This is a genomic window from Candidatus Jidaibacter acanthamoeba (assembly GCF_000815465.1).
In the GTDB taxonomy this organism is placed as follows: Bacteria; Pseudomonadota; Alphaproteobacteria; order Rickettsiales; family Midichloriaceae; genus Jidaibacter; species Jidaibacter acanthamoebae.
This window is the reverse complement of record NZ_JSWE01000124.1, coordinates 247,200-260,737: the sequence shown is the minus strand read 5'-3', so window position 1 is coordinate 260,737 and position 13,538 is coordinate 247,200. Positions and strand designations below refer to the sequence as shown.

General features: G+C 32.8%; 14 protein-coding genes, 1 tRNA gene and 1 pseudogene. 9 read left to right on the top strand and 7 right to left on the bottom strand.

Features of this window, described 5'->3' with window-relative positions:
• The 4 genes and pseudogenes from NF27_RS13030 to NF27_RS06785 form a co-directional block, all read left to right on the top strand.
• Positions 1 to 136, top strand: a pseudogene (locus tag NF27_RS13030) (IS5-like element ISParac1 family transposase); the annotation flags it as partial.
• A 283-nt stretch (positions 137 to 419) separates the two neighbouring features.
• A complete protein-coding gene (locus NF27_RS06795) occupies positions 420 to 2,288 on the top strand; it encodes a hypothetical protein (protein WP_039457309.1) in 1,869 nt (622 codons plus the stop codon).
• A gap of 112 nt (positions 2,289 to 2,400) precedes the next feature.
• Positions 2,401 to 3,066: a leucine-rich repeat domain-containing protein gene (locus tag NF27_RS06790; RefSeq protein ID WP_039457307.1), complete on the top strand. Its 666-nt coding sequence runs from the start codon at positions 2,401 to 2,403 to the stop codon at positions 3,064 to 3,066.
• 787 nt (positions 3,067 to 3,853) lie between these two features.
• The gene (locus NF27_RS06785) at positions 3,854 to 5,059 is read left to right on the top strand and encodes a hypothetical protein (RefSeq protein WP_039457305.1); all 1,206 of its coding nucleotides are present in this window, start codon (positions 3,854 to 3,856) and stop codon (positions 5,057 to 5,059) included.
• Between the two features lie 332 nt (positions 5,060 to 5,391).
• On the opposite strand, the gene NF27_RS06780 is transcribed toward NF27_RS06785, so the two are convergent.
• Positions 5,392 to 5,652, bottom strand: coding sequence for a hypothetical protein (locus NF27_RS06780; RefSeq protein WP_039457302.1), 261 nt, complete (start codon positions 5,650 to 5,652; stop codon positions 5,392 to 5,394).
• 368 nt (positions 5,653 to 6,020) lie between these two features.
• On the opposite strand from NF27_RS06780, the gene NF27_RS06775 reads away from it, so the two are divergent.
• Positions 6,021 to 6,467, top strand: coding sequence for a helix-turn-helix domain-containing protein (locus tag NF27_RS06775; RefSeq protein ID WP_039457300.1), 447 nt, complete (start codon positions 6,021 to 6,023; stop codon positions 6,465 to 6,467).
• A gap of 250 nt (positions 6,468 to 6,717) precedes the next feature.
• Here NF27_RS06775 and NF27_RS06770 read toward each other — a convergent pair.
• The 4 genes from NF27_RS06770 to sucC form a co-directional block, all read right to left on the bottom strand.
• A tRNA-Lys gene (locus NF27_RS06770) sits at positions 6,718 to 6,793 on the bottom strand.
• A gap of 54 nt (positions 6,794 to 6,847) precedes the next feature.
• Positions 6,848 to 7,429: a 16S rRNA (guanine(966)-N(2))-methyltransferase RsmD gene (gene rsmD, locus NF27_RS06765; protein ID WP_053332651.1), complete on the bottom strand. Its 582-nt coding sequence runs from the start codon at positions 7,427 to 7,429 to the stop codon at positions 6,848 to 6,850.
• A 146-nt stretch (positions 7,430 to 7,575) separates the two neighbouring features.
• On the bottom strand, positions 7,576 to 8,454 hold the full coding sequence (gene sucD / locus NF27_RS06760; RefSeq protein WP_038538362.1) for a succinate--CoA ligase subunit alpha: 879 nt from the start codon (positions 8,452 to 8,454) through the stop codon (positions 7,576 to 7,578).
• A 15-nt stretch (positions 8,455 to 8,469) separates the two neighbouring features.
• Positions 8,470 to 9,651 carry an ADP-forming succinate--CoA ligase subunit beta gene (gene sucC, locus NF27_RS06755; RefSeq protein WP_039457293.1) on the bottom strand — a complete coding sequence of 394 codons (1,182 nt, stop codon included), beginning with the start codon at positions 9,649 to 9,651 and terminating at the stop codon, positions 8,470 to 8,472.
• Positions 9,652 to 9,942: 291 nt separating this feature from the next.
• Here sucC and NF27_RS06750 point away from each other — a divergent pair, with 291 nt between their 5' ends.
• Positions 9,943 to 10,218, top strand: coding sequence for a hypothetical protein (locus NF27_RS06750; RefSeq protein WP_152606862.1), 276 nt, complete (start codon positions 9,943 to 9,945; stop codon positions 10,216 to 10,218).
• 229 nt (positions 10,219 to 10,447) lie between these two features.
• On the opposite strand, the gene NF27_RS06745 is transcribed toward NF27_RS06750, so the two are convergent.
• Positions 10,448 to 11,029: a Maf family protein gene (locus tag NF27_RS06745; protein ID WP_039457288.1), complete on the bottom strand. Its 582-nt coding sequence runs from the start codon at positions 11,027 to 11,029 to the stop codon at positions 10,448 to 10,450.
• The gene (infA, locus tag NF27_RS06740) at positions 11,029 to 11,274 is read right to left on the bottom strand and encodes a translation initiation factor IF-1 (protein ID WP_038538349.1); all 246 of its coding nucleotides are present in this window, start codon (positions 11,272 to 11,274) and stop codon (positions 11,029 to 11,031) included. The genes NF27_RS06745 and infA overlap by 1 nt, the downstream gene beginning before the upstream one ends.
• 131 nt (positions 11,275 to 11,405) lie before the next feature.
• On the opposite strand from infA, the gene trxA reads away from it, so the two are divergent.
• From trxA to NF27_RS06725, 3 genes are read left to right on the top strand one after another with little or no spacing between them, the layout of a single operon-like run.
• Entirely contained in the window at positions 11,406 to 11,726 is a 321-nt protein-coding gene (trxA, locus tag NF27_RS06735) for a thioredoxin (RefSeq protein ID WP_038538346.1), read from the top strand.
• A 3-nt stretch (positions 11,727 to 11,729) separates the two neighbouring features.
• Positions 11,730 to 12,605, top strand: a complete 876-nt coding sequence (locus NF27_RS06730; RefSeq protein ID WP_039457285.1) for a type I glutamate--ammonia ligase — start codon at positions 11,730 to 11,732, stop codon at positions 12,603 to 12,605.
• A complete protein-coding gene (locus NF27_RS06725; RefSeq protein WP_039457284.1) occupies positions 12,602 to 13,537 on the top strand; it encodes a D-alanine--D-alanine ligase in 936 nt (311 codons plus the stop codon). Before NF27_RS06730 ends, NF27_RS06725 begins: the two co-directional genes overlap by 4 nt.
• Position 13,538 lies beyond the last annotated feature (1 nt).

Genomic DNA, 13,538 nt, shown 5'->3' with positions numbered 1-13,538 from the left:
CCGATATAAAAGCATTATAGGTGCGAAACTAAGATCTAGAAAATGGGACAATCAAGATACAGAAACATTACTTGGTTGCCATATGCTTAACAAAATGACTAACCTGGGTATGCCTCAATCGGTTAAACTCACTTAAATAACAGGGTATAGGGAAAATATACTTCAACTTTGATTTGAGCAACATGATCAAGTTGTTTAATATACCTCTGGTTATGGCGGGCAATAGGTAAGCCTATATTGAAAATCTATGAATTGAGGAAATAATTTTAGATAATAAGTTTAATTTCTATTATCAATATAATATTAAATACAAATAATGACCATTAAGATTAGACTTCTAGTTTTAATTAAAAATAAATATAGAAAATGGTAAATACTTGTTATATAAACGTTGTAATTTAATAAATATACAGATAAAAATGAAAGAAAAGGAAAAAGAAGTAGATGCTGAAGCTGAAGCTGAGGCTGAGGCTGAGGTTGAAATTGAGGAAGAAAGCTTATTTAATACAATAGAACATGATTCTTTTTATACACTTAATAATGAAGAAAAATTAAAGTTTCAAAATACCATAATTTTTGTTTCTAATTCTGAGCTGGACGGCTTTCGAGAAGGAGATGGAGACTTAATGGATAAGCTTGTAGCAAAGTTTAATGAAATAGGTATAAATACTATAAGAGTAATAGAAAATAAAAATTTTATCCCTGAAGATAAACTAGCTTTAATAGATAAAAAGCAAATAATCTCTATAGGTGACCATGCTATATTATCTACTAAAAAACTTCAAGAAAGACTACTTGAAATCCTTAAAAACGACTATAATGATAAAGATAAAATATTCTATATAGGAAGTAGATTAGATGAGATAGACATAACTAGTGAACAACCAATCCAAAGAGGAAGTGGCTCCTTATTTACACAAGACTTTATAAAAGAACTTAAAAGTTTAAATGTCAAAATAGTAGTTAACTGCCTAGAATATAAATTCTTTAAAAGATCGCTAGAACATTTTCCTAAAGCCGTGGAAATGTTAAGACAGCAATTATTTTTAGCGGATAAAATTCATTTTTTAAATACACATGACATAACTAATTATGAGAAAACTATTGATGATCTTAAGAGAATTGGGCATCTGAGACCACATAGATTAATTCCTCTTGATGAAGTGGAAAAGTTAGAAGAGGGATATACAAGCTTAAGAGATATTAAAAATTGGAAATTAAATCTAGATCAACAAAAAAGAAAGGGCGTTTTCATATCAGGCATTTATACTGTTGACCCCATAAGTGAAGAGCTTATTTTAGGCGCAAGAACATCGTCTGTAGATTCAAGAGAGGAAGAAATCATAGATATATTAGTTAAGCGCCCTAACAATATATTATGTTTCGGTTTAATTAGAGGAGAAAAAGGGATACTTGAATCAATAGGATTAAGTAAATTGTTTGCTGAGAATCATAAACCTAATAAGGTTATCATTGCTGGTAAATTGATGGATTCATTTTTACTTTATAAAAAAATACTAAAAGAAATATTTATAAGTGGTGATAATGATGAAGAGAAAAAGGGATATGAAAGAATGTTTAACAAAGAACTTAACGGAATAATAAAAGAGTATACAGCAGATGAAGTTAATCTTAATAGTAGAAAAACTGACCCTGCAAAGCTATTTACCTCACATCAATACTTCAATAATGATTATGATAAAATTAATGGATTTTGCCAAAATATCTTTAATGTTTTATCTATGAAGTACCCTGGAAAAGTAAATAATATCGAAATCCATTTTAATAAATCCGAGCAAGAATTAAGAAATATAGGAATGAAGTGTAAATATGCTATGAAACTTGACCATAAAGGGATGGCTAATAATGCTTCAACAATAGCATCTTGTTTAGGTTTTTATCTTCCGACGTTTACAGCTTCCGGCTTAGTCACGGGAGATGAATTTCGCCAAAAAGAATCACATAGGATAAAAGCTGAGACTGAAAAGGAGTTTTCTCACAAATATCAACAAACGGTAATAATGCCTAAAAAAGAATATAGCCTAAACAGGAGGGGGCAATATACCGAGATCAAACCAGTTAATTATAGTATTCAACAAATTTATGAGAAAATAGTTAATGAACCAATGGAGCTTTATATTGAACGGTTAAGAAAACTACGGGATTTATATAAGGAAGGTACATTTAAAGTTGAGAATGTAGTAATAAATTTAATTCAAAAAATATTTTCTCCGTTAAGGGAAGAGCATGCAGTAAGGTGTAACCTGGATTACATAGTGAGAGAATAAATTTATATATTATTAATAATTGTACTAAGTAATTAAAATTGAAAAGGCGTGGAAAGTTTGTTAATATTTAGACAGTTTAAGTTAATTTTAGTATAAAATAAGGAGATGGTATATGAAAAGCGTAGTTTTAGATTTTAGTAATAAAAATATAAGTGATAAAAGCATCTTAAAATATTTGCCCTTAAATGATCCAAGTATAATAGAGTTGGATCTAAGTGATAATGAGCTTACACAAATTAAATTTATCCAAAATTTTCCACAAATAGAGATTCTTAACCTTAGTGGTAATAATTTATCAAGTAAAACTGATCTCAAAACTTTGAATAAACTAGAAAATTTATCTGAACTTTATCTAAGGCAAAATCAAATTCCTAGCATTGCATTTTTGAAAAATAGCCGATTAAAAATATTAGATTTAACGGAAATAGGCTTAAAAAGTATTAAAGGTATAGGACAGCTTAGTTCATTAGAGGAGCTATATCTTACAAGCAACTCAATAAGTGATATTTCCGAACTTAAGAACTTAAGAAATTTGAAAATATTATCAATTAGCGATACCAAGGTTGATGATTTAACAGTACTAACCGAATTACCAAAGCTTCGCGAAGTAAATCTTACTGATTTAGAAGATCTGACACCTAGTTCTCTTAGAGTGCTCAATGGTTCTTCAAGTATAGAAAAAATATACACAGACAGTCATTTGCGATATACCACACAAAGTATTGAGTACAATATTAGAACTAAAAATAATAAAGAAGCTTGTATTGTTGGTTACTAAAAATTCTTTATATTAACTAATTTGTCTAAATCTTGTGACTATCGTTATCAGTCGCTACAAATTGAAAGTAAAGTTAATGCTGATATAAAAAGTGATACATGTTATAACTTTCAATCCTGGTTTTAAACTATATACCTCTACCTATCACAGATATAACAGCTTTACACGATTTTATGACAGTTTTCTTATAATAAATACGAATATATTTTACTACCTAAGTTGGTTATAAATAATTGGAATAATGCAAATAAGTACTTATGGGATAAGATAAACCATAAATGTAAAGAGTTAGGTATAACGGTTCTTCTGGATGGAAAAATTAACCTTAACCAAAGAGAATATATAACCCTGAGATATTACTTGCTTCCTCCAATACTTGGGGGGCAAAGAATACTAATATCCCTTATATTCAGCAACAAGTTACTAAAGCATGAGCTATGTTGTTTAATATACAATTGGTAAGGGTGGTGAATATTTAAATATTTACAAAAATATATAAGCCATCAAGTAATTATACTATATTGATTCAATTTCTAAACAGCCTGAATATGTTTAGTTTTAATGTTAATCAAAAAAATAAAATTGGTTTGTATTCTCCATTCTTTATAGTCTAAAAATTAATTGTAATAAGAAGGAAAGTAATTTATTTGATTTACATCAATAATTACTTTAAGTTAAGTAAAACTTTAATATTTATATAATACCTTTTATATATTATGTTTTGCTTAAAAATTTACTAACAATATATTCGAAATCTAAGTATATATACTGAAAAACTGGTTGGAAGATGAGAAATGAACCAAGCAAGCAGATTGTTGCAAAATTTAGAATAGACCATAAAGATAGAGAATTTAAACTTGCTCTTAAAGGTAGAGGGACGTCAGTTCTAGGTTCTGCGCAAGGAGACCATGTTACAGCATATGGATTAATAGAGCGTGGCATAAAAAGAGCTGTAGAAGGGATCATTATTAATGACAACGATGCTATGACTGTTGATCCTAGACCACAAAGATCTAGACTCTATGACTTTCTTAGCGCTATTTCTATTCTCGATGGAAACGATAGGAACGAGCTCTATTCACAAGTAACACCCTTTCTTCAGTCATATAACAGTCAACGTTTTAAACTAACAGAGATTAGGAAGATGGAACAAGATCTCAAAAGCGAAGGAAATAATTTGAATTCTATGGAAGCACAGCTTGCAGAACTAGAAGGAATCGTTCAAAAAAATCCTAAAAATTCTAAATTAAAAAATATACAAACTGAGTTATCTAATCAATTAGTCAAGCAAATAGAGTCATATAGTCTTAGATTAAATAGGTTTGAAGAAGATAAAGATAGAAAACTACAAAGAAATTACTATTTGATTTGCACAACGCTTAGCGATATAGCAGAAGTGATTTTAACTTTTTATAACCATATACCTAAAACTACATTTTTACGGATTCCTGGTTATGCTCCTGAGGGAAACGAAGGTACAAGGGTTCAAAATGCATTAAATAATTTAAGTAAAATAGAAAAGGATTTGGAGGAGTATTCACCTAATCACAGCTTAACTCAACATGGCGTTGGTTTGGTTGCAGATAATTTATGGCAATTATTTCATTATCCGAAAATTAAAGGTAGTGGTGCATTACTTGAGCACGCAGAAGCTACTAGGAAATTATCACGTAGAGCAATAGCAAGAACAAATGACCTTGATGATTTAATATTAGTAGCTTCAAGACATTTACATATTGCTTTTGCCGCTTTTCCTCTAATAGGAAGTTGTGGTGAGCGGGAGCTTGTTGCCAAGCAATTTACAACAACACTTACAGATAGCTGGAAAATAAATAAAAATATATCTATAAAATTAAGTAATAAGGTTACTAATGAATTAAAAGATTTAAGTAATAAGATGAGCTCTAACCATTACACATCAACACGTGAGCATAATGATCACTGCTCTTCTGCCGAAGGAAAAAGAAGTGCACCTAATTCAAGAAAAAAATAAAAAATGAGTTAGTAGTTTCTTATTTCTATAATAATTTAATAAAATATTTTTTTTAAATTTTTTATTTACTGGGTTTTATAGCGGGATATGAATATTTTACTAATCTTCTTTTTGTAAAGTTTTTATTCTTCTTGTACAAGAAGATTGATTATAATATCCTAAAAATAGTTATGTACTTAACATATGCATAACTCCATAAATAAGAAGTAGAACATTGCTTTATCAGCAATGTTCTACTTCTTATCAATTATGTTTCATTTAAATGCTAAAAATTAAAATGCTTTTTTAATCATTGAATGCCTTAGGCATAAGAGCTATTCCTAAGCGGTTATCTACTTTAATAATGACTTGACATCCATGCCGGCCTGTATAATGTCCAGCTCCCCGACAAAGATAGCTTTTCTATCTTTAAGTAGTAAAGGTTTATAAAAGTTAGTTAAGCTTTCATCGGTAATATGAATTTTAAACCATCTGGGCTCAAATATCTCTTCTCCCGTGGTAGGATCATATCCTATAGCTTTATTTACGGTTATGGTAGCAATGCCATATGCTTTTCTGCTTAAATCATGATGAATTTCCAGATCTCTTGCCATTGTGCCATAGATTTGTGCTTGTGCTGAATCTTTTATAAACGCTCCATTAAGTATTAATAACTATTAGGTATAGTTATCGGTTAATTTACTTGTATTTTAACGGAGGTTTGATAGACTAAACTTGGTTGTTTTAGGGGTCTCTATCAGACCTCACATAAAAAAGAGTAGTTAGTTAGCGCTAGCTGCTCTTTTTTGTTATTATATAGCTTCATAAACTATTATGCAAGTAAAAGTAGAAATATTTGTACAAAAATTGTGCATAAAGTAAAGGGTATCTTTTCATTACCCGTCTTAGAAATATAGACATTACCTAATACAGCTGCTAGTTTACAAGCTATAATTAATAATGTGGATTTTAAAATATTAGAATGAGTGAAATTGGGGTAATCATACGTAAAATTTTATTCTTTAAAAATTTAACTACCGCTGATCTTGCTAAAAATATTGGAATATCTCGAAAAGCAATAGATAATATAATTTACAAGAATATAAAAAAAAAAGAAACCGTTGAAAAAATCTCTACTGCCCTAGGTATAGATTTATTTGAATACATCAATAAAAAAAGCCCGACATCTATATTAAATAATTCAGAACTAAATACTCAAATATTGAAGAAAGCTTCAGAAATAGTATTTCAAATAATCGAAGATGCAAATATAGTTCCTTCAAAAGATGATGTTAATACTCTAACAGCTATATTATATAAATTCCTGTTGGAAAATAAGGAAGCATCAAACGAAATTGCCAAAGCTTTCTGCCAAGGGATGATAGAATATGCACTAAATAACTTTATGGTAACCCAGAAAAATAATTAATCCGGGCTTATAAATTAGAAATGAAATATTATAGTCTGAATCTCGTTACTAAAATAGCACTATAAAAATGGGTAACCTGAATGCAAGTTATAATATTAAGCTAAAAATTTGCTCGTTCTTTCCTTTGACTGCTAACAAAAAACTAAACTTTAAATCATCTAAGCTTAAAAATTAAGAGCAATAAGTAGCACTAGAGTAGCACGGGAAGAATTTTTAATCTGAAGCTAATAAGGCGAACCCTTATTTTAAGTGGTGATCCCGACGCGACTCGAACGCGTGACCAATTGATTAAAAGTCAATTGCTCTACCAACTGAGCTACGGGATCATCCTGTCATGGGTCATTTATATATCATAGTTATCACATAAAACAAGCATTTTTTTACTTATGGCCTAAAAATCTGCAAATTGTGAGTGCTGAAGAGCCATATACTTTTGAAGAGAGAATTTCATATTCCGGGCTTAAAACAAACTTGTCTCTTTTGGCGTGCTCAATAATTATAAAGTTCTGGTTATCAATCCAATTGCCTTCTTCTAAAGCTTTAAGAGAAGAGGTGATAATATTTGGTATATTGTAAGGGGGGTCTAATAAAATTAAATTATATTTCTTATAATTGCTTTTAAGCTTTGTAGCATCGCAGACTATGAATTCAGAGTTTGTAAGCTCATTAAAATTTTCTACGTTTTGCTTAGAGATCGCAATATGAGATGGTTCCTTGTCAATAAAAGTTACAAATTTAGCACCTCTCGATAATGCTTCTAGGCCTAATGCACCTGAGCCGCAAAATAAATCAAGTACATTTGCACTTTTCATAAAATTTTCAATTTCAAAGGTTGCGCTATTAATAATATTAAAAATAGCCTCTCGAGTTTTTTCGGTGCTTGGCCTAAAGTTTTTAGCATTGTTACCTTTTAAGGCGGTAAGTATTTTTCGGTTTTTATGTTTTCCGGTGATAATACGCATTATATATACTCACGATTTAATTTTAATAATTTCTAACATATCATTTTTACTATCTCCAGATTTGCTTACATAATTTTTCTGATAAAAAAGCACTATTAGTTTTTTCGGAACTAATAGTGCTTTTAAAATGTGATTAGTTATAAAGCTTATTTGGATTTTAATGCATCCAGCATTGTAGTTCCTAAGCTTGCAGGAGACTCGGAAACAAATATACCAGCACTTTTCATTGCTTCGATCTTGCTTTCAGCCGTATCTTGTCCGCCTGAAACTATTGCACCTGCGTGCCCCATTCTTTTACCAGGAGGTGCAGTTATTCCCGCAATGAACCCGACTACGGGTTTCTTGGTTTTTGACTCTTTAATAAAGTTTGCACCATCGACTTCAGCAGTACCGCCGATTTCACCGATCATAATAATTGCTTCGGTTTCTTCATCCTTTACAAAAAGTTCCAGTACATCTACGAAGTTAGTACCGTTTACGGGATCACCACCAATTCCGACACAGGTGGATTGCCCTAAGTTTACAGCAGTAGTCTGTGCAACCGCTTCATAAGTTAAAGTACCTGATCTTGATACAATACCGATTTTACCGGGTTTATGAATGTAACCCGGCATAATACCGATCTTACATTGATCCGGGGTGATAACGCCCGGGCAATTGGGGCCGATAAGCCTTGACTTTGAGCCGACCAATGCGCGTTTAACTCTTACCATATCCAAGACTGGGATACCTTCGGTGATACAAACTATAAGCTCAACTTGAGCATCTATTGCTTCTAAAATAGCATCCGCTGCAAATGCAGGCGGGACATAAATTACTGACGCATTAGCTTGTGTTTTTTTAACCGCTTCATCTACGGTATTAAATACCGGAAGATTTAAGTGTGTTGTGCCGCCTTTGCCGGGAGTAACACCACCAACCATTTTCGTGCCGTATGCAACTGCTTGCTCGGAATGGAAAGTGCCTTGTGCTCCGGTGAAACCTTGGCATATTACTTTAGTATTAGAATTTACCAGAATAGACATTTATTAACCTTTAAATTATTTGATTGCACTTACAATTTTCTGAGCTGCGTCAGCTAAATCATTTGCCGGAATTAAAGCAAGCCCTGAAGAGGAGAGCATTTCTTTGCCTTTATCAGCATTTGTTCCTGCAAGCCTTACCACTACAGGCACCTGCACGCCGACTTCTTTAGCAGCATGAATTACTCCTTCCGCAATAATGTCGCATCTCATAATTCCACCGAAGATATTAACTAAAATGCCTTTTACGTTTTTATCCGAAAGAATTAATTTAAAAGCTTTAGTAACTTTTTCTTTAGTTGCTCCGCCGCCAACATCTAAAAAGTTTGCAGGTGAGCCGCCGTAAAGCTTAATGATATCCATAGTAGCCATCGCAAGCCCGGCACCGTTTACCATGCAACCGATGTTCCCTTCCATCTTAATATAGTTAAGATCATCTTTATGAGCTTCAACCTCAAGCGGATCTTCTTCATGCTCATCGCGAAGTTCGGCGATCTCAGGGTGCTTGTAAAGAGCATTCGCATCAAAGTTAATTTTTGCATCAAGTGCTAATATGCTACCGTCCGTAGTTTCAATAAGCGGGTTGATTTCAATTTGATTAGCATCTGTTGCGATGAACGCATTATATAAGCTTCGAGCAAGCTTAGAAAGAGCCTTAACTTTATCACCTTCGAAGCCGAGCCCAAAAGCAATCTTTCTTAGGTGAAAATCCTGAATTCCATATGCAGGGTCAACTGCAACTTTTACTATTTTTTCAGGATGGGCTTCAGCTACTTCTTCAATTTCCACTCCGCCTTCGGTGGATGCTATAAACACCAAGCCGCCTGTCATTCTATCAAGAACTAAAGATAAGTAATATTCTTTCTTAATATGAGAGCCTTTCTCAATATAAAGCCTTCTCACCATTTTTCCTTCAGGACCGGTTTGCTTTGTGATTAGGGTCATGCCAAGCATTCTTTTTGCTTCCGCTTCTACATCTTCAATGGTTCTAACAACCTTAACACCACCAGCTTTACCTCTGCCGCCTGCATGAATTTGAGCTTTCACTACCCAAATAGAATCTTTGTCTTTAGTATCAGCCGGAATTAACTTATTAGCCGCAGCAACTGCTTCTTCAACGCTAAATGCTGCTTCTCCCGTCGGTACCGATACCCCATATTTTGCAAGCACTTGTTTTGCCTGATACTCATGAATATTCATTTAATTTTATCTCCAATTACCAATAAACACTACACATCATAGAATAGTAATAAATCACAATATTTACAAGTTTTTATAATTCATAATTTTTTCTAAGTTATTTAATGCCTAATAAATAAATATGACCTACAAAGTTAATTTATATTAAAAAATAACAAAAATTAAGTGTAATAATTATTTATTTTTGATATAATGTCAAAATGGGTTGAAAGAATTTTTACTTAATCGAGAGGCTGCAGGAATGTGCAGTTTTATAAATTTAAATTTTTTTGTTAACTTTTTATTAAGATTTTGTTAAATATATGGGGTATAGGGTTTAGTTATTCCTGCTACAATGGTGATATTAACTGGCTTTTAGAGCTTTTTATGATTGAAGAAATAAAATATTTTAAAGAATTAGAGAGATTGCGCTTTGAACAAGAGCTGCTTGAAGAGGAGATTAGTGAGCTTATGAAAGGTAAGGTTATTAATCAATTTCTTATATTCGATTTAAGAAGAAGGAAAGGGCGGGTAAAAGAATCTATTGCGACAATATGCTCAGCAGTTTATACAAATATCATAGCTTAAAGTTGAATTGTAATAAAGATTTAACTCTTAAGTAATTTTTTTATCTTAAGTTATTAATATAAGATATGTAATTAAAATATAAGCACATATTAATTATATGCATAAAGGTGTGCTTCTAAAATAGCTGTATTTTATTGCCAAGCTTAATTTATATGTAAGTTATCTTCTGTATAGAATTACAGCTAAGTGCTTTTGCAACTAAGCAGTTAAGCATAAATATTTAGATGCTTTAGCTTCCGACCGTCGGTTTCAACCCTAAAGAATTTAAGATTTTGTAAGTTATATTTAAGTTTAGCCCGATTACATTCGTATCAGAGCCGATAATATATTCTATAAACATATTAGCCATACCCTGAATAGAATAGGCGCCTGATTTATCTTCCCACTGCTGAGAAGCTATATATAAATCCAACTCTTCGGCAGAAATTCTTTTAAATTTAACTGTGGAATGTGAAACTTTAGTAATTATTTTTTCTTTGTATATTGCTGAAACTCCCGTATAGGCTCTATGCCTATGACCTGAGAGAAAATTAAGAAAAACGCGCGCTTCCTCTGTTCCTTCAGGTTTTCCGATAACTCTTCTTCCTCTTGCAACCACGGTATCAGCTGCAAGTATTATATCATCCTGATACTCTCTTTGCGCTTTCTTAGCCTTCTCATAAGATAATCTTTTTACTAAAGCTGAAGGCAGCTCTTTTTTGAGAGGAGTTTCATCTATCTCAGGGGCAAAGATGAGGTCGGGTGTGTATCCGATTTGCTTAAGTAAAGATAATCTTCTCGGTGAGGTTGAGGCAAGGATAAGTTTAGGCATTATTCCTCAACAGGAGCAGGTATGCCGTCTTTATGTCTATGTTTCACTCTTCCTTTAGAAAGATCGTAAGGAGTCATTTCCACGGTAACATCATCACCGGCTAAAACTCTGATTCTGTTTTTTCTCATTTTTCCGGAAGTATAAGCAATAATCTCATGCCCGTTTTCAAGAAGCACTCTAAAAGTCGCGTTTGGTAAAAGCTCTACTACTTTTCCTTTAAATTCAAGTAATTCTTCTTTAGCCATGAATCTCTAAAATATATATATTAATTTGTAAACTTATATCACTATTTCGTATACTTTCAAGCGCGTATTGACAATATAACCTATTTAAAATAGCATCTAATCAGTTTAAATGTATTAATAGGGACTTAATAATGTCAAATTCAGTAACCGATACAACTTTTGAAAAAGAAGTAAAAGAACATAAAGGATATGCATTAGTTGATTTTTGGGCAGAATGGTGTGGTCCATGCAGGCAGCTGAGCCCGATTGTTGATGAAATTGCTTCCGAATTTGAAAACCAAGTTAAAGTATTAAAAATGAATATTGATGAAAACCCGGATACCCCGACTAAAATGGGCGTTCGCGGCATACCAACGTTAATGCTGTTCCAAGACGGCAAGCATATTGCGACAAAAGTTGGATCTATGCCTAAGAGTACATTAAGTGATTGGATAAATTCAGAAATAAAATAAGTTGTGGTTACCGGAAATTTAAAAAAGCTCATTCTTAATTTGCAGGATGAGCTTTTTTCTACTCTCAACCTTACTCCTCAAATCGGTTTTGAACTTGAGTTTTATCTTACTGATTTAAAGGGTAATCAAATTGATCATCCTCAAGCTTCTCTGCTTAGGCAGCTTTTGGCTGAACAAAACATAATACTTGAAGAAGAGAAGGGAAGGGGGCAATTTGAGGTGCATTCAAACTATACCTCTGATCTACCCATGCTGACAACTTACCTGGAGGAGCTGAAAGCCATTTTAGGAAATTATTCCAAAGCATGCGGTTTCTTGGTTAATTTTGACCCGAAGCCGTTCCCGAAGGATTATGGTTCTTCACTGCATGTACATCTAAATTTTCTTAATAAAGAAGAGAAAAAAATTTTTTCATTAGCTGATACCAATCAGAGTTACGAATTAAAGAAATGCATATACGGAATACTTGATATTATAAGGGAAGGAATATATTTTTTTGGGGGTGAGAAAGATTTTAGTAGATTTAGTGCAAAATTTATGGCTCCAATTAATATTAGTTGGGGAGGAAATAACCGAACAACCGCAATTAGGGTTCCTGATAGTAAACCTGAGTTTAGAAGAATCGAACTTAGGGTGCCTTCGGCAAATGCATCGCTTGAAAAAGTGATTGCTTTTATATTAATCGGGGCATTGCATGGTTTGAAAAATGAGAATCTATATTATGAAAGAATCTATGGAAATGCATTTGATGAACAGTATGCTTTACAATTACTGCCTAAGGATTTAAAAGAAGCAGAAAATATTTTTCATGAGCAAGGAGTGCTCAAAAATTATTTGGAAGAATTCCAATACTATGAGAGGGAAGAAAAAAATATATGAGTAATAAGTTTAAGCATGTAGCAGTATTAATGGGCGGACTATCAGCCGAGCATGACGTTTCTATAATGTCAGGCGAAGAAGTCGTTAAGATTCTAAATGAGCTAGGATATAAGGTGAGTATTATAGATCCGAAAGAAGATTTTGCAATAAAGCTTGCTGAGGTCAAGCCTGATGTTGTGTTTAATGCGTTACATGGAACTTATGGAGAAGACGGCGCTATAGTAGGGGTATTGGAAACTATGAAAATCCCTTATACGCATTCAGGAATTATGGCTTCTGCGATTGGGATTAATAAAAGGATGACCAGAGAAATAGTGGCAAGCAGGGGTGTTAAGGTTGCGCCCGGAAAAGTTGTTACCTTAGAAGAAGTAGTCGAAGCATCTAAAGCTAAAGAGGGTTTATTTCCAAAACCGTATGTAATTAAACCTGTGCAGCAAGGTTCAAGTTTGGGTGTGCATATCATAAAAGAAGGTGATAATTTCCAGTTTGATTATAAAGATTGGAAGTATGGTAATCAGCTTTTAATTGAGGAATTTATTCCCGGTAAAGAGCTAAGTGTAGCATATTTTAACGGCAGAGCTTTAGGTGTGCTTGAACTGAGACCGAAAGTCAAGTTTTTAGATTATGAAGCAAAATATACCGATGGGGTTACCGATCATATATTTCCGGCGGAAATTCCCGAAGATGTTTATAAAAAAGCGCTAAAATATGCTGAAGTCGTACATGAAGCACTGGGGTGCAGAACAGTAAGCAGATGCGATTTCAGATATAATGAAAACCAAGGTAGCGAAGGACTATACTTCCTTGAGATTAACACGCACCCTGGGCTTACCAAGTATTCAATGGTACCGGATCTGATATTAAGAGTTGGCCTAACTATGAAAGATTTAGTGGAGCAGTTAATAAGTGATGCTAAGTATGAAATTAATTAAA